The sequence below is a fragment of the Mycobacterium sp. Dal123C01 genome (assembly GCF_052566995.1).
The window spans coordinates 810,402-833,164 of record NZ_CP199580.1 but is presented as its reverse complement, the minus strand read 5'-3'; the positions used below and the strand labels follow the sequence as shown (position 1 = coordinate 833,164).

Annotated in this window: 22 protein-coding genes and 1 pseudogene; 7 read left to right on the top strand and 16 right to left on the bottom strand. The window is 65.0% G+C overall.

Annotation, left to right across the window (positions count from 1 at the left end; genetic code table 11):
• Positions 1–96: 96 nt before the first annotated feature.
• Entirely contained in the window at positions 97–1,932 is a 1,836-nt protein-coding gene (locus ACTXG5_RS04000; protein WP_445162461.1) for an acyl-CoA dehydrogenase, read from the bottom strand.
• A 212-nt stretch (positions 1,933–2,144) separates the two neighbouring features.
• On the opposite strand from ACTXG5_RS04000, the gene ACTXG5_RS03995 reads away from it, so the two are divergent.
• Both ACTXG5_RS03995 and ACTXG5_RS03990 read left to right on the top strand, forming a co-directional pair.
• Positions 2,145–3,215, top strand: coding sequence for an isopenicillin N synthase family dioxygenase (locus tag ACTXG5_RS03995; protein WP_445164250.1), 1,071 nt, complete (start codon positions 2,145–2,147; stop codon positions 3,213–3,215).
• The gene (locus ACTXG5_RS03990; protein WP_445162460.1) at positions 3,212–3,700 is read left to right on the top strand and encodes a flavin reductase family protein; all 489 of its coding nucleotides are present in this window, start codon (positions 3,212–3,214) and stop codon (positions 3,698–3,700) included. Before ACTXG5_RS03995 ends, ACTXG5_RS03990 begins: the two co-directional genes overlap by 4 nt.
• A gap of 40 nt (positions 3,701–3,740) precedes the next feature.
• Here the strand turns inward: ACTXG5_RS03990 and ACTXG5_RS03985 are convergent, their stop codons facing one another.
• The 4 genes from ACTXG5_RS03985 to ACTXG5_RS03970 form a co-directional block, all read right to left on the bottom strand.
• Positions 3,741–4,487: a succinate dehydrogenase/fumarate reductase iron-sulfur subunit gene (locus tag ACTXG5_RS03985; RefSeq protein ID WP_445162459.1), complete on the bottom strand. Its 747-nt coding sequence runs from the start codon at positions 4,485–4,487 to the stop codon at positions 3,741–3,743.
• Positions 4,487–6,406, bottom strand: a complete 1,920-nt coding sequence (locus ACTXG5_RS03980) for a fumarate reductase/succinate dehydrogenase flavoprotein subunit (protein WP_445162458.1) — start codon at positions 6,404–6,406, stop codon at positions 4,487–4,489. Before ACTXG5_RS03980 ends, ACTXG5_RS03985 begins: the two co-directional genes overlap by 1 nt.
• 40 nt (positions 6,407–6,446) lie before the next feature.
• Positions 6,447–7,274, bottom strand: a complete 828-nt coding sequence (locus ACTXG5_RS03975; RefSeq protein ID WP_445162457.1) for a hypothetical protein — start codon at positions 7,272–7,274, stop codon at positions 6,447–6,449.
• A 78-nt stretch (positions 7,275–7,352) separates the two neighbouring features.
• A complete protein-coding gene (locus ACTXG5_RS03970; RefSeq protein WP_445162456.1) occupies positions 7,353–7,649 on the bottom strand; it encodes a hypothetical protein in 297 nt (98 codons plus the stop codon).
• A 111-nt stretch (positions 7,650–7,760) separates the two neighbouring features.
• Between ACTXG5_RS03970 and ACTXG5_RS03965 the strand changes: the two genes are divergently transcribed.
• Complete coding sequence (locus ACTXG5_RS03965; RefSeq protein WP_445162455.1) at positions 7,761–8,522, top strand: isocitrate lyase/PEP mutase family protein; 762 nt, start codon at positions 7,761–7,763, stop codon at positions 8,520–8,522.
• A 4-nt stretch (positions 8,523–8,526) separates the two neighbouring features.
• Here ACTXG5_RS03965 and ACTXG5_RS03960 read toward each other — a convergent pair whose 3' ends face one another.
• Positions 8,527–9,024 (bottom strand): winged helix-turn-helix transcriptional regulator, encoded by a 498-nt coding sequence (locus ACTXG5_RS03960; protein WP_445162454.1) that lies wholly within the window; start codon positions 9,022–9,024, stop codon positions 8,527–8,529.
• Positions 9,025–9,115: 91 nt separating this feature from the next.
• Here ACTXG5_RS03960 and ACTXG5_RS03955 point away from each other — a divergent pair.
• Positions 9,116–9,214 (top strand): annotated as a pseudogene (locus tag ACTXG5_RS03955) (NADP-dependent oxidoreductase); the annotation flags it as partial.
• Positions 9,215–9,254: 40 nt separating this feature from the next.
• On the top strand, positions 9,255–9,791 hold the full coding sequence (locus tag ACTXG5_RS03950; RefSeq protein WP_445162453.1) for a DUF302 domain-containing protein: 537 nt from the start codon (positions 9,255–9,257) through the stop codon (positions 9,789–9,791).
• 61 nt (positions 9,792–9,852) lie between these two features.
• On the opposite strand, the gene ACTXG5_RS03945 is transcribed toward ACTXG5_RS03950, so the two are convergent.
• Complete coding sequence (locus ACTXG5_RS03945; RefSeq protein ID WP_445162452.1) at positions 9,853–10,293, bottom strand: Hsp20/alpha crystallin family protein; 441 nt, start codon at positions 10,291–10,293, stop codon at positions 9,853–9,855.
• 226 nt (positions 10,294–10,519) lie between these two features.
• On the opposite strand from ACTXG5_RS03945, the gene nirB reads away from it, so the two are divergent.
• Together nirB and nirD are read left to right on the top strand one after the other, a co-directional pair.
• Positions 10,520–13,087 (top strand): nitrite reductase large subunit NirB, encoded by a 2,568-nt coding sequence (nirB, locus tag ACTXG5_RS03940; RefSeq protein WP_445162451.1) that lies wholly within the window; start codon positions 10,520–10,522, stop codon positions 13,085–13,087.
• Between the two features lie 13 nt (positions 13,088–13,100).
• On the top strand, positions 13,101–13,457 hold the full coding sequence (gene nirD / locus ACTXG5_RS03935; protein ID WP_445162450.1) for a nitrite reductase small subunit NirD: 357 nt from the start codon (positions 13,101–13,103) through the stop codon (positions 13,455–13,457).
• On the opposite strand, the gene ACTXG5_RS03930 is transcribed toward nirD, so the two are convergent.
• The 9 genes from ACTXG5_RS03930 to ACTXG5_RS03890 form a co-directional block, all read right to left on the bottom strand.
• Positions 13,454–13,903, bottom strand: a complete 450-nt coding sequence (locus ACTXG5_RS03930) for a TetR/AcrR family transcriptional regulator (protein WP_445162449.1) — start codon at positions 13,901–13,903, stop codon at positions 13,454–13,456. The genes nirD and ACTXG5_RS03930 overlap by 4 nt on opposite strands.
• 24 nt (positions 13,904–13,927) lie before the next feature.
• Positions 13,928–14,668 (bottom strand): sirohydrochlorin chelatase, encoded by a 741-nt coding sequence (locus ACTXG5_RS03925; protein ID WP_445162448.1) that lies wholly within the window; start codon positions 14,666–14,668, stop codon positions 13,928–13,930.
• Positions 14,665–15,810 carry a uroporphyrinogen-III synthase gene (locus ACTXG5_RS03920; RefSeq protein ID WP_445162447.1) on the bottom strand — a complete coding sequence of 382 codons (1,146 nt, stop codon included), beginning with the start codon at positions 15,808–15,810 and terminating at the stop codon, positions 14,665–14,667. The genes ACTXG5_RS03925 and ACTXG5_RS03920 overlap by 4 nt, the downstream gene beginning before the upstream one ends.
• A 77-nt stretch (positions 15,811–15,887) precedes the next feature.
• Positions 15,888–17,285: a nitrate/nitrite transporter gene (locus tag ACTXG5_RS03915; RefSeq protein WP_445164249.1), complete on the bottom strand. Its 1,398-nt coding sequence runs from the start codon at positions 17,283–17,285 to the stop codon at positions 15,888–15,890.
• A 493-nt stretch (positions 17,286–17,778) separates the two neighbouring features.
• Positions 17,779–19,188 carry a nitrate/nitrite transporter gene (locus ACTXG5_RS03910; RefSeq protein WP_445164248.1) on the bottom strand — a complete coding sequence of 470 codons (1,410 nt, stop codon included), beginning with the start codon at positions 19,186–19,188 and terminating at the stop codon, positions 17,779–17,781.
• 259 nt (positions 19,189–19,447) lie between these two features.
• Entirely contained in the window at positions 19,448–19,993 is a 546-nt protein-coding gene (locus ACTXG5_RS03905; RefSeq protein ID WP_445162446.1) for a GNAT family N-acetyltransferase, read from the bottom strand.
• A 55-nt stretch (positions 19,994–20,048) separates the two neighbouring features.
• Positions 20,049–20,945, bottom strand: a complete 897-nt coding sequence (locus ACTXG5_RS03900) for a 5-oxoprolinase/urea amidolyase family protein (protein ID WP_445162445.1) — start codon at positions 20,943–20,945, stop codon at positions 20,049–20,051.
• Between the two features lie 11 nt (positions 20,946–20,956).
• Positions 20,957–21,619, bottom strand: a complete 663-nt coding sequence (locus ACTXG5_RS03895) for a 5-oxoprolinase subunit B family protein (RefSeq protein WP_445162444.1) — start codon at positions 21,617–21,619, stop codon at positions 20,957–20,959.
• Between the two features lie 113 nt (positions 21,620–21,732).
• On the bottom strand, positions 21,733–22,740 hold the full coding sequence (locus tag ACTXG5_RS03890) for an ABC transporter substrate-binding protein (RefSeq protein ID WP_445162443.1): 1,008 nt from the start codon (positions 22,738–22,740) through the stop codon (positions 21,733–21,735).
• Between the last annotated feature and the right edge of the window lie 23 nt (positions 22,741–22,763).

Here is a 22,763-nt window from a genome sequence, read left to right as displayed (position 1 = left end):
CGGCGGTCTTTTTCGTACGCTCCCAAAGACACAAAATCCCCCGCTTCAGCGTGGAAGCGGGGGATTTTGCTTGTGTAGTCCGGCGGGCGAAGTCGCTTAGAAAGCGGCCTCGTCCAGCTCCATGATGTCGTTGTCCAGCGTCTCGATCACCTCGCGGGTGCTGTCCAACAACGGCAAGAAGTTCTTCGCGAAGAACGACCCGACCGCGAGCTTGCCCTCGTAGAAGGACCGCTCAGTGCCGCTGGCGCCCTCGTCGAGCGCCGCCACGGCCACTGCCGCCTGACGCTGCAGCAACCAGCCGATGACCAGGTCGCCGACGCTCATCAGGAAGCGCACCGAACCCAGGCCCACCTTGTACAGGCTGGTGACGTCTTGCTGGGCTTCCATCAGGTAGCCGGTCAGCGTCGCCGCCATGCTCTGGACATCGGCGAGCGCCTTGGCCAGCAGTTCGCGTTCGGTCTTCAGCCGGCCGTTGCCGGATTCGGAGTCGACGAACTTCTGGATCTCGCCCGATACGTGGGCCAGCGCTACACCCTTGTCGCGGACGATCTTGCGGAAGAAGAAGTCCTGCGCCTGGATGGCGGTGGTGCCTTCGTAGAGCGAGTCGATCTTGGCGTCCCGGATGTACTGCTCGATCGGGTAGTCCTGCAGGAAGCCGGACCCACCGAACGTCTGCAGGCTCTCGGTCAACTTCGCGTAGGCCTGCTCGGAGCCCACACCCTTGACCACCGGCAGCAACAGGTCGTTGATCTTGACGGCCAGGTCGGCGTCGATGCCGTGAATCGCCTCGGCAACCGCCGTGTCCTGGAAGGTCGCGGTGTAGAGGTACAGGGCACGCAAACCTTCGGCGTACGCCTTCTGGGTCATCAGCGACCGGCGCACGTCGGGGTGATGCGTGATCGTCACGCGCGGTGCCGACTTGTCGGTCATCTGGGTCATGTCGGCGCCCTGCACGCGAGACTTGGCGTAGTCCAGCGCGTTCAGGTAACCGGTCGACAGGGTGGCGATGGCCTTGGTGCCGACCATCATGCGGGCCTGCTCGATGACGTCGAACATCTGCGCGATGCCGTTGTGCACCTCACCGACCAGCCAGCCCTTGGCGGGCACGTCGTGCTGACCGAAGGTCAGCTCACAGGTAGCGGAGGCCTTCAGGCCCATCTTGTGCTCGACGTTGGTGACGAACACGCCGTTGCGTTCGCCCAGTTCACCGGTCTCGAAGTCGAACAGGAACTTGGGCACGAAGAACAGCGACAGACCCTTGGTGCCGGGACCGGCGCCCTCCGGGCGGGCCAGTACCAGGTGGAAGATGTTCTCGAACAGGTCGCCGGAGTCGGCCGAGGTGATGAACCTCTTGACGCCGTCGATGTGCCAGGAACCGTCTTCCTGCTGCACGGCTTTGGTGCGGCCGGCGCCGACGTCCGAACCGGCATCCGGCTCGGTGAGCACCATGGTCGAACCCCAACCTTGCTCAGCGCACAGCACGGCCCACTTCTTCTGCTCCTCGGTACCGAGGTGGTAGAGGATGTTGGCGAAGCCGGCGCCGCCGGCATACATCCAGACCGCCGGGTTGGCGCCCAGGATGTGCTCGTGCAGGGCCCACAGCAGGGATTTGGGCGCGGGTACGCCGCCGAGGGCCTCATCGAGACCAACCTTGTCCCAGCCGCCTTCTTGGACTGCGCGGACTGATTTCTGGAACGACTCCGGCAGGGTCACCGAGTGCGCCTTGGGGTCGAATACCGGCGGGTTGCGGTCGCCCTCGATGAACGACTCGGCGATCGGCCCCTCGGCCAGTCGACTGAGCTCGTTCAACATTTCCTGGGCGGTGTCGACATCGAGGTCGGTGTACTCGCCTTGGCCTAATGCCTTCTCAACGCCTAACACCTCGAACAGGTTGAATACCTGGTCACGGACGTTGCTCTTGTAGTGGCTCACTACTTTCCTCCTCGTTGAGAATGCCACGTAATGGTTGGGTACTCGGGCTAAGTTACCCACCAGTAACTCTGCCCAAAATATATCGGGTTGTGACATGAGCGCAAGTGAGTGTGAGCTAGATTTCATTGTCTAATTAACCAACCGGTTGGGAAGTGCCTGTTCGCGCTTTCGACAGAGGCTCTACCTGCGGCGATAATGGACACGTGACAGGTGTGAAGAGCGTCACCGCCTTACCCGTGGTGGACCTGGCGGTTAGTGCCGGCCGGCTGCGCGAGGGCCTCCGCGAGGCTGCCCACGAGGTGGGATTCTTCTATCTGACCGGCCATGGCGTACCCGAGACGCTCGTCGCCCGGGTGCTCGAGGTGGCGCGCAAGTTGTTCGAGCTGCCGCAGGCCGACAAGGACGCCGTGGCGATGGTGCGCAGCCCGCATTTTCGCGGCTACACCCGGCTGGGCGGCGAGCTGACGCTGGGCGAGGTGGATTGGCGCGAGCAGATTGATATTGGACCCGAACGTCCGCCCATCGGTGGGCCGGACAAGCCCGACTACCTCTGGCTGCAGGGCCCCAACCAGTGGCCGGCCGCGCTGCCCGAGCTTCCGGCGATCATCGCCGAGTGGGACGCCGCCCTGTCGCGGGTGTCCCGCGCGCTATTGCGGCACTGGGCGGCGTCGCTGGGCAGTCCGCCCGATGTGTTCGATGACGCCTTCGCCGAGGCGCCGGCCACCCTGATCAAGGTCATCCGCTATCCCGCCCGCGCGGCCACCTCGCAGGGCGTGGGCGCGCACCGAGACTCCGGGGTGCTGACGTTGCTGCTGGCCGAGCCGGGCAGTCGGGGCCTGCAGGTGCGACGGGGCAGGGGCGGTGATCCCGCGCAGGGAGACTCGCAAGGTTGGATCGACGCGGCGCCCCTGGACGGGGCGTTCATCGTCAACATCGGCGAGCTGCTCGAGGTCGCGACCGGCGGCTACCTGCGCGCTACCGAACACCGGGTGGATCTGGGCGGGCAGGTGGCCGAGCGGATTTCGGTGCCGTTCTTCTTCAATCCCCGGCTGGACGCGCAGATACCGGTGCTGTCGCTACCCGGCGAACTCGCCGCGCGGACCGACAAAACCTGGTCCCCGACCGAGGACCCGGCCGACCCGATCTTCTCGGTCTACGGCCGCAACGCCTGGAAGAGCAGGCTGCGGGCCCACCCTGACGTGGCCGACGCGCATGGATACTTGGCAGGTAGGGTCACAAAAGCGAATCCGTCGTCATCTCAAGGGGCGAGTGAAGTCCAGTGAATGCATCGAACAACCTGACAGCATCCACACTGCGTGATGCCTTCGGCCACTTCCCGTCCGGCGTGGTGGCGATCGCCGCGGAGGTTTCGGGAGTCCGGGTGGGACTGGCTGCCAGTACCTTTGTCCCCGTCTCGCTGGAACCGCCGCTGGTGTCGTTCTGCGTGCAGAACACGTCGACGACCTGGCCCAAGCTCAAAGACCTGCCGAAACTGGGCATCAGCGTGCTTGGCGAGTCCCACGACGAGGCGGCCAAGACACTCGCCGCCAAGACTGGCGACAGGTTCGCGGGCTTGGAGACGGTATCCAGTGAGTCCGGTGCGGTGTTCATCAAGGGCACCGGGCTGTGGCTGGAAAGCGCGATCGAGCAGTTGATCCCGGCCGGTGACCACATCATCGTGGTCCTGCGGGTCTCCGAGGTGACGGTGGACGCCGAAGTGGCACCCATCGTGTTCCACCGCAGCGCGTTCCGCCGACTGGGCGTCTAAACAGCTTGTCTCGCTGAAACTTTCGACTAGCCGCAGGATGCTAGCGGCGGAACAGCTTGTTGCCCAGCCAAACGACCGGATCGTATTTACGGTCGGCGACCCGCTCTTTCATCGGGATCAGCGCGTTGTCGGTGATCTTGATGTGTTCCGGGCAGACCTCGGTGCAGCACTTGGTGATGTTGCAGAAGCCCAGACCGTGCTCTTCCTGGGCGTCGTTGCGGCGGTCCCGGGTGTCCAGCGGGTGCATTTCGAGTTCGGCGATGCGCATCAGGAAACGCGGCCCGGCGAACTCCTTCTTGTTTTCCTCGTGGTCGCGGACCACGTGGCAGACGTCCTGGCACAGGAAGCACTCGATGCATTTACGGAACTCCTGCGAGCGCTGAACGTCGACCTGCGCCATCCGGTATTCGCCGGGCTGCAATTCCTTGGGCGGCGCGAAAGACGGGATCTCACGGGCCTTCTCGTAGTTGAACGAGACATCGGTGACCAGATCGCGGATCACCGGGAAGGTCCGCAGCGGCGTTACCGTCACGACCTCTTCCTCGGCGAATGTCGACATCCGGGTCATGCACATCAACTTTGGCTTGCCGTTGATTTCGGCCGAGCAGGATCCGCACTTGCCCGCCTTGCAGTTCCACCGCACTGCGAGGTCGGGGGTCTGGGTCTGCTGCAGACGATGGATGATGTCGAGCACCACCTCGCCCTCGTTGACCTCGACCGTGAAATCCTGCAGCGCGCCGCCGGCTTCGTCGCCGCGCCACACCCGCATCGTCGCGTCGTAGCTCATTAGCCTCTCCGTCCTGGGTGGTCGGCCAGCTCTTCCTCGGTGAAGTACTTCTCCAGCTCGGAGACCTCAAACAGCTCCAAGAGGTCAGACCGCATCGGTACCTGGTCCTCGCGAGTGACGGTGACGTCGGGAATCACGTCGTCGTCGCCGCCGGACGCGCGGCACACCAGCAACACCTTGCGCCAGGACGAGTCCAGTCCAGGGTGGTCGTCGCGGGTGTGGCCGCCACGGCTCTCGGTGCGCATCAGCGCGGCTTTGGCCACGCATTCGCTGACCAGCAGCATGTTGCGCAGGTCGATAGCCAGGTTCCAGCCGGGGTTGTACTGGCGGTGCCCCTCGACGTGCATGCGCGTGAACCGCTCGCGCAGCTGGGTGAGCCGGTCGAGGGCCTCGGAGATTTCCTCCGACTTGCGGATGATGCCGACCAGGTCGTTCATCGATTGCTGCAGTTCCAGTTGCAGCGTGTACGGGTTCTCGGCGCTGGCGCCGTTCGTCGGTCCCTCGAAAGGAGCCAGCGCCCGCTTCGCCGCCGCGTCGACGGCATCCTCGCTCACCGCCGGGCGGCTGGCCAGGGCGCGGGCGTAGTCGGCGGCGCCCAGCCCGGCGCGCCGGCCGAAGACCAGCAGGTCCGACAGCGAGTTGCCGCCCAGTCGGTTGGAACCGTGCATGCCGCCGGAGCACTCGCCCGCGGCGAACAGCCCGGCTACGGTGGCCGCGCCGGTGTCGGGGTCGACCTCGACACCGCCCATCACGTAGTGACAGGTGGGCCCGACTTCCATGGGCTCCTTGGTGATGTCGACCCCGGCCAGCTCCATGAACTGGTGGTGCATCGACGGAAGCCGCCGCTTGATCTCCTCGGGCGTCAACCGGGAGGCGATGTCCAGGTAGACGCCGCCGTGCGGGGTGCCGCGACCGGACTTGACCTCCGAGTTGATCGCGCGGGCGACCTCATCGCGGGGCAGCAGGTCAGGAGTGCGGCGAGCCGAGTCGTTGTCTTTGAGCCACTGGTCGGCTTCTTGCTCGGATTCGGCGTACTGGCCTTTGAACACCGGGGGGATGTAGTCGAACATGAAGCGCTTGCTGTCGGAGTTCTTCAACACTCCGCCGTCGCCGCGCACACCCTCGGTGACCAGAATTCCTTTCACACTCGGCGGCCACACCATGCCCGTCGGGTGGAACTGGATGAACTCCATGTTGATCAGCGTCGCGCCCGCGCGCAGCGCCAGCGCATGACCGTCGCCGGTGTACTCCCAGGAGTTCGACGTGACCTTGAAGGACTTGCCGATCCCGCCGGTGGCCAGGACCACCGCGGGTGCTTCGAAGACGACGAATCCGCCGCTGTCGCGCCAGTAGCCGAACGCCCCGGCGATTCTGTCGCCGTCCTTGAGTAACTCGGTGATCGTGCATTCGGCGAACACCTTGATTCGCGCCTCGTAGTCACCGAGCTCGGCGAAATCCTCCTGCTGCAGCGAGACGATCTTCTGCTGCATGGTCCGGATCAGCTCCAGGCCGGTGCGGTCGCCGACGTGGGCCAGCCGCGGATAGGTGTGTCCACCGAAGTTGCGCTGGCTGATCTTGCCGTCCTTGAGGCGGTCGAAGAGCGCGCCGTAGGTCTCCAGCTCCCAGACCCGGTCCGGCGCCTCCTTGGCGTGCAGCTCGGCCATCCGCCAGTTGTTCAGGAACTTGCCGCCGCGCATGGTGTCGCCGAAGTGGGTCTGCCAGTTGTCTTTCGGGTTGGTGTTGCCCATCGACGCGGCGCAGCCACCCTCGGCCATCACCGTGTGTGCCTTGCCGAACAGCGATTTGGACACGACCGCGACCTTGAGGCCACGTTCGCGCGCTTCGATGACCGCCCGCAAGCCCGCGCCGCCGGCACCGATCACTACGACGTCGTAGGAGTGCCGTTCGACCTCAGTCATAGAACCTCACTTAGCTTTCTGATGTGCGTGAAAGGGCTTCTCAGCCAACAAATCTCAGGTCCGAAATGGTGCCGCTGGCCACCAGTGCGATGTAGAAATCGGTGAGCATCAGGGTGCCGAGCGTGATCCACGCGTACAGCTTGTGCCGGGTGTTGAGCCTGCTGACCTGCGTCCAGATCCAATACCGCACAGGGTGTTTGGAGAAGTGCTTGAGCCGCCCGCCGGTCACGTGCCGGCACGAATGGCAGGAGATCGTGTAGATCCACAGCATGACGACGTTGCCGACCAGGATCACGTTGCCCAGGCCGAAGCCGAATCCACCTGGTCCGTCTTCGGAATGGAACGCGACGATCGCGTCGTAGCTGTTGATCACCGAGATGATGCCGGCGATGTAGAAGAAGTACCGGTGGGTGTTCTGGACGATCAGCGGGAGCTTGGTCTCGCCGGTGTAGTGGACGCGCGGTTCGGCCACCCCGCAGGCGGTGGGCGACTGCCACACCGTGCGGTAGTAGGCGCCGCGGTAGTAGTAGCAGGTCAATCGGAACAGCAGCAGGAATGGCAGCGTCAGTGCCGCGTACGGCAACCACCACACATCCGGCAGGATCCGCGGCCAGAAGTCGCTGGCCTCACCGCATGCCGTGCTGACGCACGGCGAGTAGAACGGCGTCAGGTAGTGGTATTTCGGGACGAAGAAGTAATCCTGCTGGAACGCGCGCAGCGTCGCGTAGATGACGAATGCGGCGAAGCCAAGATCGATCCGCAATGGCGACAACCACCACCGGTCGGTGCGGAGCGTCCGTTGCTGGATGTGGGCTCGCGTGGGTGAAAAGACACCGGACGCAGGACGGTTCGCCGTGGGTGCGCTCATCAAATGTTCCTCTTCGAACAGGGCTGTTGGTCGAAGGGTACAAGACAGAGCCCTCCGTTTTAACGGGGGCTTGGAATATCAGGAGCGATTGTGACCCCCGACACCCTCGTCATCGACATCGCGCCAGAAATCGGTGTCGTATTGGGTGTCGGGAATGGTGATTTTCTCGCCGGAATGCTGCACCGTGGCGCCCGCCAAGTCTAATTCCGAAACATCGGTGTCGAGTAATTCGACATCGCTCATGATCCGGTCGGCGTCGATGACGATGCGACGCATCGCCGGACTGTCGCCGTAGCGCGACTTCAAGGAGCTCACACACCGCCGCAAGCCGCCGATGAGATCGTGCAGTTCGGCAAGTTCAGTAGTGGTGGACAAGGGATCTCCTAGGGCCGAGGTGTCGCGGATCACAGTCCGTCCCTCGATAGTATCGACCGCACAGGATTGACGCCGGACAGATGACTCGCCCAGACCGCGGAGCAAACACCTATGACAGGTCAGACCACGTCCGCGCAGCGCGCGGCGGCGCTACTGGAATTGCATCAGCCGGGCAACCCGGTGGTGCTGCCGACCGTCTGGGATGCCTGGTCGGCGCGTCTCGCCACGGATGCCGGATTCGTCGCGCTGACCGTGGGCAGCCATCCGCTGGCCGACTCGATCGGCAAACCGGATGGCGAGGGCATGTCGTTCGACGATGTGCTGACCCGGGTCGCCCAGATCACCGCGGCGGTCGAGGTCCCGGTGTCGGTGGACATCGAGTCGGGCTACGGCCAACCGGCGTCGCGCCTGATCGAAGGCTTGCTGAGCGTGGGCGCCGTCGGCCTCAATATCGAAGACACCGTGCACTCCGAGGGCAAGCGACTGCGGTCCGCCGGTGAGCACGCCGAATTAGTCGGTGCGTTGCGTTCGGCCGCTGATAGCGCCGGGGTCCACGTCGTGATCAACGCCCGCACCGATCTTTTCTTGCGCAAGGACGGGGATGATTCCGACCGCGTCGAACGTGTGGTGGCGCGACTGACGGAGGCGGCCGACGCCGGCGCTGATGTGCTCTACCCGGTGGGCCGTCACGACCCGGAGACGTTGCGGCGCTTGGCAACTGAGTTGCCGCTGCCGATCAACGCAATCGCTCTGCCCGATCAGGACGACCCGGCGTCGTTCGGCCCGCTGGGGGTGGCCCGGATCAGTTTCGGCCCGTTCTTGCAAGCCACACTGGCCGGCCGGGCCAAGGAACTGTTGGCCCGCTGGGGCTGAGCGGCTAGATCGGCTCCAGCATCCGGTGCGGCCGGCGCAGCGCCGCACTGGCCGGATCGTGCCGAATCGGATCACGCGGGCGCTGTGGCGGATGCACGATCAGGTCGGCGACCTGGGGGACCTGGCCACATCGCTGACAGCTGCGGTCCTGCCCGATGACGCCGTCGCACTCCGCGTGCCGATAGGTCCGCCTGGTGGGCTTCTCCATGTAGTTCTCGTCGCCCCAGCTGATCATTGACCAGATCATCGGCCAGAGCTGACAGCCCTTGGTGGTCAACTCGTACTCACCCGCCACCTTGGCCAGCACCTCCTCTTTCACGAGGAATGACAGCCGTTCGGCCAGCACCGCTTTCGGAATGCCGAGGTGACCGCGAAAGTCGCTGAAGCGCCGCACCCCGAAGAAGGCGTCGCGCATGATCAGCAACGTCCAGCGCTCGCCGACGATCTCCAATGACCGGGCGATCGGGCAGCTCTCGCTGGGGTATTCACGGGGAAGGGCCACGATGTCCATGCTACCCCTTGCCGGTTCATTCACCGAACCGTATAGTCAGAATCGTGAAGTTCGTTCACCGAACCACTGGGGGTAGGCCGCTGTGAGGGCAATCCGCTACGACCGCTTCGGTGGTCCGGAAGTGCTTGAGTACCTTGATCTTCCGGACCCCACGCCCGGTCCGCGACAGCTGGTGATCGCGTCATTGTTTTGAACCCAACTATCGAAGTATGAGGAATGCCATGACAAATAGCCTCAAGACAACCGAATTCAGTGTGGCGCCGCACACCATGAATCGCATCGATATCTCCACCGGTGTGGAGTTCGACCAATTCATCGCGGCTTTCGAGAAGGCGGCACCGCCGTTCGACCCGGCGACGGTACGCGAGATCGCCGAGCGCGGCGGCAGTTGGGACGAAGTCATTGCGGCCGCGGCGATCAACGCGCCGAACGGACTGATGGTCTACGCAAAGATCGACGGACTGCCGTTCTTTATTCTCGCCGGCCACACCACCAAGGCGGTGGAGTATCTGCTCGGCAATCACACGATCGCCGAAACCATGTTCCGCCATGACCCGAAAACCTTGCTGTACGCCCCATTACGCCTTTTGATCCATGCCGACGCCGAGGGCAATGCGGTGTTCTCCATGGACCAGCCCAGTGCCGCGTTCGGCAGCCTGGGTATCGCGGAGGTGACCACGGTGGGCGAAAGCCTGGATCGCAAGGTGGTAAACCTGTTGCGAGTGATCGGAATTGACGCCGGCGAGGCGTTTCGCTGATGAGTACGGCCGAGCCGGCGGAACATCTGGCTCCGCCGGCTTGGCCGTTGTTCGCGCGAATTTACTTCGTGATCTCGATGCGCTGCGCCTGGCTTCCGGCGTAAGCGCCGGTGACCCGTACCGTCAACACGCCGGCGTCGTAGGAAGCCGCGATGGCCTCGCCGGTGACGTGGGCGGGCAGCTGGAACGACCGGCGGAATGAGCCGTAACGGATCTCCCGCAACGTGCGGCCGTTCTGCTCCTCGGCGTGCTCGTCGCGGTGTTCGCCGTGGATTACCAGGCGGCCCTTGTCGACCTCGACGTTGACGTCCTTCTCGACATCAACACCAGGCAGTTCCACGCGTACCACTGCGTCGTCGCCGTCCTTGACGATCTCCGCCGCGGGATTGAAACCGCTGGTCACTGGCTTGTACCAGTCCGCCGTCGCGGCGGGGCCGAAAAAGTCGCGCAACCACCGGTCGGTGTCCCAGGCCGAACGCGACCGCAATGCAAGATTGCTCATTGTCGTCTCCTCTACGCTTCCTTGAGCTTCATTGTGAGTGTGCTGTGACCGACGCCTTGCGGGCCGGCTACCTAGACGAACTTGAGTCGACCACGCTAAAGTTCCATCAGGTCGTTCGCCGGGAGCGAACGCACATCACACAGGAGATTGTGAGGTGTGAGAGCCACGTCATACGAGCGATACATTGAGCGGGTTTTCCTTAATTTCTGGCGCTTAACCTCGTGGCATGACCCCAACCCCCAACACGCGCGCGCGATGTGCTGCCCGTCACTTGGTTGTGGTCGGGCATGGCATGGTCGGCCACCGCTTGGTCGAGGCGCTGCGCGCCCGTGACGCCGACGGCTCTTGGCAGATCACCGTTTTGGCCGAAGAGACCGACGCCGCCTACGACCGCGTTGGACTGACCTCGTACACCGAGAGCTGGGACCGCGCCCTGCTGGCACTGCCCGGTAACGACTACGCCGGTGACGAGCGGGTGCGCCTGCTGTTGAACGCGCGGGTCACCGAAATCGACCGCGCGGCAAAGTCAGTGGTGACCGCGGACGGCGAACGACACGGCTACGACGCGCTGGTCCTGGCCACCGGCTCCTACGCCTTCGTTCCGCCGGTGCCCGGCCATGACCTGCCCGCATGCCACGTGTACCGGACCCTGGACGACCTCGACGCCATCCGTGCCGACGCCGAGCGTGCCCGTGACACCGGTCACAATGCGGCCGGCGTTGTGATCGGTGGCGGCCTGCTCGGGCTCGAGGCCGCCAATGCCTTGCGGCAGTTCGGGTTGCAGACCCACGTCGTCGAGATGATGCCGCGATTGATGGCCCAGCAGATCGACGAGGCCGGCGGCGCGCTGCTGGCCAGGATGGTCAGCGAACTCGAGATTTCGGTGCACGTCGGCACGGGTACCGAATCGATTGAATCCGTTGAGTATGCGGATGGTTCGGCAGCGGCGCAGGTGCGGCTGACCGACGGCGAAGTGATCGACGCCGGCCTGGTGATCTTCGCGGCCGGCGTCCGGCCGCGCGACGAGCTGGGCGCGGCGGCGGGATTGACGCTCGCCGAGCGCGGCGGCGTGCTCACCGACTTATCCTGCCGAACAAGTGATCCCGACATCTACGCCATCGGCGAGGTCGCCGCGATCGACGGTCGGTGCTACGGCCTGGTCGGACCGGGCTACACCTCCGCGGAGGTCGTGGTCGACCGGCTGCTGGGTGGCGCCGCGGAGTTTCCCGAGGCGGATCTGTCCACCAAGCTCAAACTGCTGGGCGTCGACGTCGCCAGCTTCGGCGACGCGATGGGCACGACCGAGAACTGCCTCGAGGTCGCGATCAACGACGCGGTGAACCGGACCTACGCCAAGCTGGTGCTCTCCGATGACGCCAAGACCCTGCTCGGCGGGGTGCTGGTGGGCGACGCTTCCACCTACGGAGTGCTGCGGCCCATGGTCGGCAGCGAGTTGCCCGGCGACCCGCTCGCGCTGATCGCCCCCGAGCAGGCCGGCGGCGGCGCTTCGGCTTTGGGCGTTGGCGCGCTCCCGGATTCGGCGCAGATCTGCTCCTGCAACAACGTCACCAAGGGCGATCTCAAGTGCGCGATCGCCGATGGTTGCGGCGACGTTCCCGCGCTCAAGTCGTGCACGGCGGCCGGCACGTCGTGTGGGTCATGCGTGCCGCTGCTCAAGCAGCTGCTCGAAGCCGAGGGCGTGGCGCAGTCCAAAGCGTTGTGCGAGCACTTCAGCCAGTCGCGCGCGGAGCTTTTCGAGATCATCTCGGCCACCGAGATCCGGACCTTCTCCGGTCTGCTGGAGAGGTTCGGTCGCGGAAGGGGTTGCGACATCTGCAAACCCGTGGTCGCGTCCATCCTTGCTTCGACCGGCTCGGATCACATTCTCGAGGGTGAGCAGGCCGCGCTGCAGGATTCCAACGACCACTTCCTGGCCAATATTCAGAAGAACGGCAGCTACTCGGTGGTGCCGCGGGTGCCCGGCGGCGACATCAAGCCCGAGCACCTGATTCTGATCGGCCAGATCGCCCAGGACTTCGGGCTTTACACGAAGATCACCGGCGGCCAGCGGATCGACATGTTTGGCGCCCGGGTGGACCAGTTGCCGCAGATCTGGCAGCGGCTGGTGGACGGCGGCATGGAATCCGGCCACGCCTACGGCAAGGCGTTGCGCACGGTGAAGAGCTGCGTGGGCAGCGACTGGTGCCGCTACGGCCAGCAGGATTCGGTGCAGCTCGCCATCGACCTGGAGATGCGTTATCGGGGCCTGCGCGCACCGCACAAGATCAAGTTCGGGGTTTCGGGTTGCGCGCGGGAGTGCGCCGAGGCGCGCAGCAAGGACGTGGGCATCATCGCCACCGAGCAGGGCTGGAACCTGTACGTCGGCGGCAACGGCGGGATGACTCCCAAGCACGCCCAGCTGCTGGCCAGCGACCTGGACACCGAGACGATGGTCCGCTACATCGACCGGTTCCTGATGTACTACATCCGCACCGCCGATCGGCTGCAGCGCACCGCGCCGTGGGTTGACTCCCTGGACGGCGGCCTCGATCACGTGCGCGAGGTCGTGTGCGACGACTCGCTAGGCCTGGCGCAGGAATTCGAGGCCGCGATGGAGCGGCACGTGGACAACTACAAGTGCGAGTGGAAGGGCGTGCTCGAAGATCCGGACAAGCTGTCGCGGTTTGTCTCCTTCGTCAACGCGCCGGAAGAAATCGATTCGACTGTGACATTCACCGAGCATGCCGGGCGCAAAATCCCTGTGTCCATTGGCATGCCGCGGGTCCGCTCATGATGAAGGAGGCAGCGTGACAATCGTCAACGACGTTCAGGTGTGGACCACCGCCTGCTCCTACGACCACCTCATCCCGGGCCGTGGCGTCGGAGTGCTGCTCGACGACGGTTCCCAGGCGGCGCTGTTTCGTCTGGACGACGGGTCGGTGCACGCGCTCGGCAACGTCGACCCGTTCTCCGGTGCGGCCGTGATCTCACGCGGGATCGTCGGCGACCGTGGCGGTCGCGCCACCGTCCAATCGCCCATCCTCAAGCAGGCTTTCGCCCTCGAGGACGGTTGCTGCCTGGACGATCCGCGGGTGTCGGTGCCGGTGTACCAGGTGCGCGTCACCGATAGGGGAGAAATTCAGATCGCGCGGTTGGCTGCCTAGCCGATATCGCCGACCAGGTAGCGCTGCATCGTTGGCCCGATCGCGTCCACGAGCGTGTCCACCGACATGGAGTGCAGCGGCTCGGAGCGCACCCCGTAGCGCATGATGCCGAGGCCTACCAGTTGCGAGGCGCACAACGATGCCCGCACGGCGGCCTTGTCGGCGCCCAGCATCTTCAGCAGCGGGCCGAAAACCGGTCCGATGAACATGCTTTGCACGACCTCGGCGGTCTTAGCCATCCCTGTGGAAGCCACGGCGCTCGCTGCGAACGGGCCACCGCCGGCGGCATCCCACGTGGTGATCAGCATGTACAGCGTTCGCCGGCCGACCTGGTTGACCCCGCCGGTGACGATACGGTCGATGAATTCCGGTGTGCCGAATGGCAACCGCAGCATCTTCGCGACCGGGTCGAGGAGCCCACGCGACGGCTCTTCGCGACGGGGCATGGTGCCAGGATCACCCGTGCGTGATCAAAGATCAAGCATTGCCGGTGTCGGCGCGCCCCGCCGGTAGCGACGCACGGGGTGCCGGGTGGTTGGCGCCGGTAGGGCCCTGCGGAATCGGTTCGCAATCAACCGTGCCAGCCGCGGATGGGTCCCCAGTGGCCGGCTGACCAGGTCGGCACCACAATCCCGCAGCCTCTCCTGAAACAGACCGTCGGCCAGCAGATAGGAGGCGACGGCGACGCGGCGCGCCCCGTCGGCCCGGGCCATCTCGACGGCCTCGGTGATATGCGGATCGCCAATGGCCGCAAATCCCAGGCTGACTCGTGATCCGGTCAGCGCCGACAACAGCGTCGCGGTGGTGTGCAGGTCCGCGCGGGCTATCGGATCCGATGTTCCAGCTGCCCCGAGAATCACCGAATCGCCAGGGCGCCAACCGGATTTCATCAACTGGTCGGCGACGATCCGGGCGATCTCCCCACCCGGCCCCAAAGCCGGGGTGACGATGACATTGGGGTGCCCGCTGGCCGCCACATGGGCGGGGACATCGGTGCGGACGTGATAGCCGCGGGACAAAAACGCGGGCACCACGACGGCTCGGTGTCCGCCGACCGCGGAAAGTACCTCGTTCGGGGTGGGACCCAGGACGTCGACGAAGGCAACCCGCACCGTGGGCCCCAGGAGTCCGCTCACCTGCGCCGCCAGGTCGCCGATCATCGTGACACCGCCCGGTCGGCGGGTGCCGTGCGCTGCCAGAATCAGGCTCATGGCAATCCCGCCGGTTCGTCGATCGCGAGCCGGTAGCCGCGCTTGACGACTGTCGCCACAATGTTCTTGTCGCCCAGGGATGTTCGTAACCGAAGCACGGCCGTGTCGACAGCGTGTGGATCGTTGCTATGGCCGGGGAGCACCCGCAGCAGGTCGCCGCGGGCGACGACGTCGCCGGGACGGTGTGCCAGCGCGCGCATTACCGCCATCCCGGATCCGGACAGCGATTGGACTGAACCGTCGACCAGCACGCAGTTTCCTCGGATCTCAATCGCGTGTCCCGCGGCCTTCACGGCGCATGATCCGAGCACCGGAAGCTTTTCGGCGATGTGGCGAGCCAAGGCGCCCAGCCGCATTCGTTCGGGCGCCGATGTCGGAATGCCCTTGCGGTGCAGGGGCTGCGATGTCACCGGGCCGACACACATCGCATGCACATTGGTGCGCAGCGCCGCGATCACTTGGTCCTCGATATTGAGGTCGCGGCTGCGTTCCAGGACCGCCGCCGCGGCTGGTGCCGAGGTGAAGCTGACGGCGTCGAACTGTCGTCGCGCGATCCCGGTGACGAGTTGGTCGAAGTTGCCGCCCATGGCGGTGGATTTCCATCGATACACCCGGATGGGCACCACTTCGGCACCCGCGGCGCTCAATCCCCCAATGAACTCGGGGAACGGATCCCACGCGTCGGCGGCTCCGTGCAGCTGGACGGCGATACGCGCGCCGGACAGATTCGATTCGAGCAGGTATTTGAGAAGCTCTTGGGAGGATTCGGATTTCGGGGACCACTCTTCGTGCAGGCCGGCGGCGCGCAGCGCACCGGTTGCTTTTGGCCCGCGGGCCAGGACCCGCGACTTGGACAACGACGTGATGAGCTGGGTGGACAGACCCCAACCCTCGGCGGCGGCCAGCCAGCCGCGAAAGCCGATGCCGGTGTGCGCCACCAGGATGTCGGGCGGATCGGCGATGACGGCTTCGGTATTTCTTTGCAGTTCTTCGTCTTCGGGCAGCGCGATCATGTTGATCGCGGCGGCGCTGGAGACCTCGGCACCCTGACGGCTCAGCAACGCGCACAACTCCTCGGAACGGCGCGACGATGTGACCGCGATCCGGTAACCGGTAAGCGGTGGTGAGCCGGGCTGCCCCATACGACCTGTGTATGCCTGTGACGTTTCGGCGTCGTTACCTGACGATTGCTGACGCATTGCCCGGGTTGCGGTGGTGATCACACTCGGGCGGGTTCTGCTGTGAGAAGCGAATTCTGCGCCTCTGGGATCGACGCAGGTCGGCGCACGTACATCATCCACGTCAGGATCGCCGCGACGACGTAGGACGCCAGGAACAGCCAATACGCTGACGTTTCGGTGCCGCTACGCAGGTAGGACTCGCGCAGCGCCAAGTTGATTCCGACGCCGCCGAGCGCCCCGACCGCGGAGCAGATACCGATCAGCGATCCCGACTTGGCACGCGACCACTGCCGGCGCTCCGCCTCACTGACCTCCAGCGAGCGACTGCGTGCCTCGAAGACCGACGGAATCAGTTTGAACACTGACCCATTGCCCATCCCGGACAGAACGAACAGCACCATGAAGCCGATGATGTAGCCGATTACCGCGGTGGACGGCGTGGTTCCGCGGCGGTCGTCGAGCATGCTGATGCCCGCCAGCACCCCGGCGCCCAAAATCATGCCGCCCAGGACGCCCAGGGTGACGCGGCCACCGCTCCGGCGGTCTGCCAGTCTGCCGCCGTAGATCCGCGCCAGTGAGCCCAATAACGGCCCGATAAACGCGATTTCGGCCGCATGCAGCGACGCGTGCGCGGTGCTTTCGCCATTGGCCAGGAAGTTGACCTGCAACACCTGACCGAAGGCGAAGGAAAAGCCGATCCAGGAACCGAAGGTGCAGATGTAGAGCAGCGAGATCACCCAGGTGTCGCGGTCGAACAGGATCGACCGCATGTGGTTGAGCTCGATACCGTGGTCGAGATTGTCCATGAACAGCGCCGAAGCGATACCGACCACCGCGAGCAACACCAGGTAGACGGCGCACACCCAGTACGGCGCCTGGTGGCCCGCCGTCGCCAGCACCAGCAGGCCGATCAATTGGATCACCGCGACACCGAGGTTGCCGACACCGGCGTTGATGGCCAGCGCGGTGCCCTTGAGTCGCTGCGGATAGAACGCGTTGACGTTGGCCAGCGACGCCGCGTAGTTGCCACCGCCCAGCCCGGTTAGCGCCGCGCACAACACATATGGCCACAACGGCAGCCCGGGGTTGGACAACAACACGATGGTGCCGACAGTCGGGATCAGCAACACGAACGCAGAGAACGTGGTCCAGTCGCGGCCCCCGAACCTGGCGATGCCCAGGGTGTACGGGATGCGCGCGCAGGCGCCGACCAGCGTGGCAACCGCACTCAGCAGCAACTTGTCACTGGCGGAAAAGCCGTAGACCGACACCGGCATGAACAGCGCCATCACTGACCACAGGCTCCAGATCGAGAAAGCGACATGGTCGCCCGCCATCGTGCACAGCAGATTGCGGCGGGCGATCTTGTTGTCGCCGGCCTCCCAGGCCGCGGTGTCTTCGGGATTCCAGTCCGTGATGCGGTGGTTGCGGCCCATGCGATCTGCACTCTTCACCGAAATCGTCTGGGCGCGTTGAAATGAAGGACCGCCGCCAACCTCAGGCATAAGGAATCCCTTTCGTCGAGCCGCCCACGTCAACCGCACAACAGCGGCCTTGGGCCAAACCGTCAGCCAGCTCACCCGATAAGCGGGAAGAGCTGTTGTGAGTCTGGCCTTCGATGCCCATGTGGGCGCCTCGAATTAAGAGGCACGCCCTGCCGTAGTTCCGATGGTCACATTCGGAACCGAACTCCGTCAACTTAATCGGACCTATATCGCCTGTAAGTTGAATCCCAGTTATCTGGTAAGTCGCTGAAGAATTGCCAGAGATCGAAAGACCGCAGATCAGAAGGGATCTCACCGGCAACAATCACATCCAAAGACGGTAAATATTCGACGCCTCCAGGGTGGCTGTGAAATTCGGTGTGAGGTGGAATACATTTCGTGCTATCGACTTCGCTACCGAATCGCAATGGCACATATATCGCGGCTATACGTGAGCAAGCCGAGCGGGCGATGAAGCTTCCGGTGTGATCGGGGCGGTGACCTCGAGTGGACGGCGGATGTACACCGCCCAGGTCAGCACCGCAGCGGCCACGTAGCACAACGTGAAGGCCCAGAAGGCCGAGGTTGCCGTGCCGCTGTGCAGATATGACTGCCGCAGCGCCAGATTGACGCCGACGCCACCGAGGGCGCCGATCGCCCCGGCGAGTCCGATCAGCGCGCCGGACATGGAACGTGACCACTGCCGGCGCTCTGCCTCGCCGACCTGCAGCGAGTGACTACGCGCCTCGAAGATCGACGGAATCATCTTGTACACCGACCCATTGCCGATGCCGGACAGGATGAACAGGGCGACGAAGCCGATCACATAGCCGACCATCGTCGCAGCGGGCGTCCGACCGGCGCCGTGACCACCCAAAGTGCTTGCGCTGACCAGTATTCCGGCGGCCAGGATCATCGAACAGAAGACGGCGAGGGTGACCCGGCCACCACCGATGCGGTCGGCGAGTTTACCGCCGTACACCCGCGACGCCGATCCCAATAGTGGTCCCAGAAAGGCGATCTGGGCGGCATGCAACGATGCCTGCGCGGTGTTCTCCCCGCCGGCAATGAAGTTCATCTGCAGCACTTGGCCAAACGCGAAGGAGAACCCGATGAAAGAGCCGAAGGTGCCGACGTAGAGCAGTGCGATCACCCAGCTGTGTGGCTCGGCCAGCACCGCGCGCATGGTGTTCATCTCGATGCGATACTGCGGCAGATTGTCCATGTAAAGCGCGGCCCCGATGCCCGCGATCGCCAGCAGCACAAGGTAAATCGCGCATACCCAGTAGGGCTGACGGTTTCCTGCGGCCGCGATCACGAGCAGGCCGACGAGCTGGACCAGCGGCACGCCGAGGTTGCCGCCACCGGCGTTGACCGCCAATGCCCAGCCCTTGAGGCGTTGCGGGTAGAACGCATTGATGTTCGTCATCGACGATGCGAAGTTTCCGCCGCCGAGGCCGGCCAGCGCCGCGCACACCAGGTACGGCCACAGCGGCAGACCGGGATGGGCCAGTAGCAGCATGGTGCCGACGGTCGGGATCAGCAGCACCAGCGCGGAGAACACCGTCCAGTTGCGGCCGCCGAACTTGGCGGTGGCAAACGTGTAGGGGAACCGCAGGCAGGCCCCGACCAGGGTTGCGGTGGCGCCGAGCAAGAACTTGTCGCTGGCGGAGAAGCCATACACCGACGCCGGCATGAACAAGACCATCACCGACCAGATCGACCAGATCGAGAAGCCGATGTGTTCGGCGGCCACTGACCAGATCAGGTTGCGACGGGCGATCTTGTCGTTGCCGGCCTCCCAGGCTGCCGTGTCTTCGGGGTCCCAGTCCGAAAGGACATGCGAACGGCCCAGCGAGATTTTCATGGGACTCCAATCGTCATCGCTCTTGGCGATCACGCTAGGAATCCTTTGTTGCCTCCGGCACTGCCCGCAGTCACTCGGGCGTGAATTTCCGCTCACTTCTGACGGGCGGCAATGTGAGGGGCGGTCAATTAGTGTGGCGTGCACCACAATAACGTGGGCCCAAGCACGAACACCTCACATCTTAGCCGACTTCGGTGTGATGAATCGCGCTGGTATGGAGGAGACTTCGAGCACTGGGAGGGCTGGGCTACCAGACGTCGCCCGCGCGCCAATCGCACATCAGTTCCGCGGAAGTGTCCAGGCCGATCACGGCCGGGAAGACGAATATCGTTTCGTCGTCGTCGGGTGTGCGCGTGGACCCGGTCGGGGTCAGCACCGACGTCGGGCCATGCCAGGGCAACCAGCCCCGCCCCGTGTAGAGGTTGCGGGCCCGGGCCGACGAACTCAGTGCCCCCACCTGATAGGCGCCGCGTATCACCTGCTCGACCCCGTCTAGCAGGGCGTGCACCAGACCCTGGCCGCGGTGGTCTTCCCGCACCGCGACCCCTTCGACGTAACCACAACGCACCGCCTTGCCCTGGTAAAACAATCGCCGCTGGACCACTGCGGCGTGCGCGATGATTGCGCCGTGCTCCAAGATCAGGGCGTGCATACCGCCCAGGGCGTGTTCCCAGTCGTTCTCGGTGAAACGACCGGCGAAGGCCTCGGTGACCATCTGGTGGATGCGCTGCCTGGTGTCGCTGTCGAGATCGGCAGTGTGGACGAGGCGGGCGGTGAGTACCCGGGTGTGCACCCCTCTTGTCTACAGGCTTGTGGGCGGTCTCGCATTACGAGGCCGGCGAGCTCGATCAACCCGAGTACGACTGGGGGCCGACCGGAGACCGTGGCCGCGCCCAATGCAGTCGCACCCGCTGACCCGCCCGCACCTGGGCGACCTTGTCGATGTCGTCATCGATCACCACGCCGACGACCGGGTAACCGCCGGTGATCGGATGGTCAGGCCCCAGGATTACCGGTAATCCGTTGGGCGGCACCTGAATCGCACCCCGGGTGGCGCCCTCGCTGGGCAGCTGCCGGTCGGGGAAGCGGTACTGCAGTGGGCGGCCGACCAGGCGCATCCCGACTCGGTCGCTGCGATCGGATGCCAACCAGTCGGTGTGCACCAGGACATCGGGATCGACGAACCAGTCGTCGCGTGGTCCGGGGACCGCCAACAGTTCGACCGTGTCGCCGCTGATGGCCGCGACGGGAGCCTGGTCGAGTTCGGGGTACTCGTCGGAATGCGCGCCGACCGGCAGTTGGTCTCCGGGCGACAGTGGGGACGGCCCAATCTCCGACATCACGTCATAGCTTCGAGAGCCCAGGACCGGTTCCACGGAAATGCCGCCACGCACCGCCAGGTACGTCCGTAGGCCGGCCCGCGGGGTGCCCAGCGAAATCAGTTGGCCATCGCGGACATGATGAATGCTGTTGGTGCCGAACTTGATTCCGTTGACCGAAGGGTCGGTGTCGGCGCCCGTCACCGCGATGTCGAGATCGCCGCCGTGCACCCGGGCCGCGAAACCGCCGAAGGTCACTTCGACGGTGGCGCGGTCGTCGGGGTTGGCGACCAGCCGGTTGGCGAGCTTGTGCGAGCGACGGTCGGCGGCGCCGGACCGGCCGACGCCGATGTGGGCCTGCCCGATCCGGCCGAGGTCCTGGACAACGGCGAGCGGGCCGGTGCGCAGAATTTCAAGGGTTGTCACGGTGTACTCCTCTACGCGGCCCGGAACTGAACCCACATGCCCTGCGTCAGCAACGCGGGATCGGATCGCACCAGGTCCCACAGGACCACGTCGGTATGACCGATGAGTTGCCAGCCCCCGGGGGACCGGCGTGGATATATCGCGCTGAATTCGCCCGCGAGTGCTACCGAGCCGGCCGGCACCGAGGTCCGCGGCTCGTCGCGGCGCGGCACCCGCAGGCGCGGGTCGCCGTCGACCAGGTACGCGAAACCTGGTGCGAATCCGCTGAATCCGACTCGCCACAAGGTGGCGGTGTGGGCATTGATGACCTGTGCGGTGGTGAGCCCGGTGTGGCCGGCGACCTCGGCGAGGTCTGGGCCGTCGTACACGACGTCGATCACCACGTCGGCGGTGCGCTCCGCCGGGGCGGGCGCATCGGCGGTGACCCGCAGTTTCCGTAGCCGCTGACGGATGACTCCCTGATACCGGGGGCCGTCGAGCTTGACCAGCACTGTGCGGGCGGCGGGAACGATGTCGAGAACACCCGGCAGTGCCGCCGTGCGCAACGCATCCGCCCAGGCCAATACCTCAGCGGTGCTGGCACATTGCACCAAGAGGGCCTGATCGCCGTAGTCGAGAACGACAGTGCCGACCAGTTCGGTGGGCAGGTCCGCAGGGAGATCCGTCACGCTCATTACTCGACGGTAACCCCGGAATCGGGGCTGGCGGGAGGGGGCAGCGCGGGATTTTCGAACACTGCCAGAGCTGCCTTAGCGAACGCTCAAAGTGGCGGGCCCGCCGCGGGCAGCTATCCCAGGACCTTGCTGATCTGTGGCGGCAGTTGATCGGCGATCATCGGGTAGCTCAGAACCGAGCCGAAAGCAATCGCGCCGGCCTGGTCCTTGGTGGTGAAGATGTGGCGGTTCTGCGCGGTCGCCTGCGATCCGGCTATCTCGGGGTCGGCCAGCAGCCTCTTCTGGTCGTCCGGATTCTCGGTCGTCCAGATCACCACGTCGGCGGAATCGAGCACCGCTTTGATCTGATCGCGAGGAATGACGGCGCGGTGATCGGTGACGAAAGGCTTGATGCTGTCGGCGATCACCAGACCCATCTGGTTCAGGAAGTCGGTCCGCCAGCCCGCCGCGGTGGCGACGACGGTGCCCTGGAACATGCGGCCCTGCATCAGCAACACCTTCTTGGCTTGCCACTGCGGATGATTTTGGGCGACAGCGACGAACTGCTTGTCGACGGCATCGATCAGCGACTTCATCTGGTCGGCCTGGTACACCGCCTGGCCGATCGTGCTGGCCTGGTCCTTCCACGGCTCGAAGAAGGCGTCACCGCCGGACTGCGCGACGGTCGGAGCGATCGCGGACAGCTTCTGGTAGGTGTCGGCGTCTAGGCCGGCGTTGATGGCCACGATCAAGTCGGGCTTCAGACCGGCGATCTGGTCGACGGGAATTCCGTTGTCCAGGTTCAACACCACGGGTTGCGCGCCGCCGAGCTTGGACTGAGCCCACGGCCACACCGCGGACGGCTGATCACCGAACCAGTTGGTCACCGCGACCGGCACGATGCCCACCGCGAGCAGGTCGTCTTGCTCGGTGTAGCCGGCACTGACCACGCGCTTGGGCGGCTGCTTGATGACGGTCTGACCGAAAAGATGGGTGATCGTCACCCCTTCGCCGCCAGCGGCGCCCGGCGTCGGTTTGGGCGAGGAGCACCCCGATGAGAGCCCGGTCGCCCCGGCTGCCGCGGCGGCCGCCGCGGCCCCGGCGAGCTGCAAGAACCCCCGCCGATTCCAACCCTGTCGCATCGCGTGAGAGTATCGCGTCGCCG

What these genes read in the sequence shown, in the direction of transcription:
- ACTXG5_RS03945 (WP_445162452.1), bottom strand. Translation starts at nt 10,293, where the DNA reads ATGAGCAATCTTGCATTGCGGTCGCGTTCGGCCTGGGACACCGACCGG.
- nirB (WP_445162451.1), top strand. Translation starts at nt 10,520, where the DNA reads ATGACCCCAACCCCCAACACGCGCGCGCGATGTGCTGCCCGTCACTTG.
- ACTXG5_RS03950 (WP_445162453.1), top strand. Translation starts at nt 9,255, where the DNA reads ATGACAAATAGCCTCAAGACAACCGAATTCAGTGTGGCGCCGCACACC.
- ACTXG5_RS03895 (WP_445162444.1), bottom strand. Translation starts at nt 21,619, where the DNA reads ATGAGCGTGACGGATCTCCCTGCGGACCTGCCCACCGAACTGGTCGGC.
- ACTXG5_RS03965 (WP_445162455.1), top strand. Translation starts at nt 7,761, where the DNA reads ATGACAGGTCAGACCACGTCCGCGCAGCGCGCGGCGGCGCTACTGGAA.
- ACTXG5_RS03920 (WP_445162447.1), bottom strand. Translation starts at nt 15,810, where the DNA reads ATGGGGCAGCCCGGCTCACCACCGCTTACCGGTTACCGGATCGCGGTC.
- ACTXG5_RS03980 (WP_445162458.1), bottom strand. Translation starts at nt 6,406, where the DNA reads ATGACTGAGGTCGAACGGCACTCCTACGACGTCGTAGTGATCGGTGCC.
- ACTXG5_RS03915 (WP_445164249.1), bottom strand. Translation starts at nt 17,285, where the DNA reads ATGGGCCGCAACCACCGCATCACGGACTGGAATCCCGAAGACACCGCG.
- ACTXG5_RS03930 (WP_445162449.1), bottom strand. Translation starts at nt 13,903, where the DNA reads ATGCCCCGTCGCGAAGAGCCGTCGCGTGGGCTCCTCGACCCGGTCGCG.
- ACTXG5_RS03890 (WP_445162443.1), bottom strand. Translation starts at nt 22,740, where the DNA reads ATGCGACAGGGTTGGAATCGGCGGGGGTTCTTGCAGCTCGCCGGGGCC.
- ACTXG5_RS03975 (WP_445162457.1), bottom strand. Translation starts at nt 7,274, where the DNA reads ATGAGCGCACCCACGGCGAACCGTCCTGCGTCCGGTGTCTTTTCACCC.
- ACTXG5_RS03985 (WP_445162459.1), bottom strand. Translation starts at nt 4,487, where the DNA reads ATGAGCTACGACGCGACGATGCGGGTGTGGCGCGGCGACGAAGCCGGC.
- ACTXG5_RS03925 (WP_445162448.1), bottom strand. Translation starts at nt 14,668, where the DNA reads ATGAGCCTGATTCTGGCAGCGCACGGCACCCGCCGACCGGGCGGTGTC.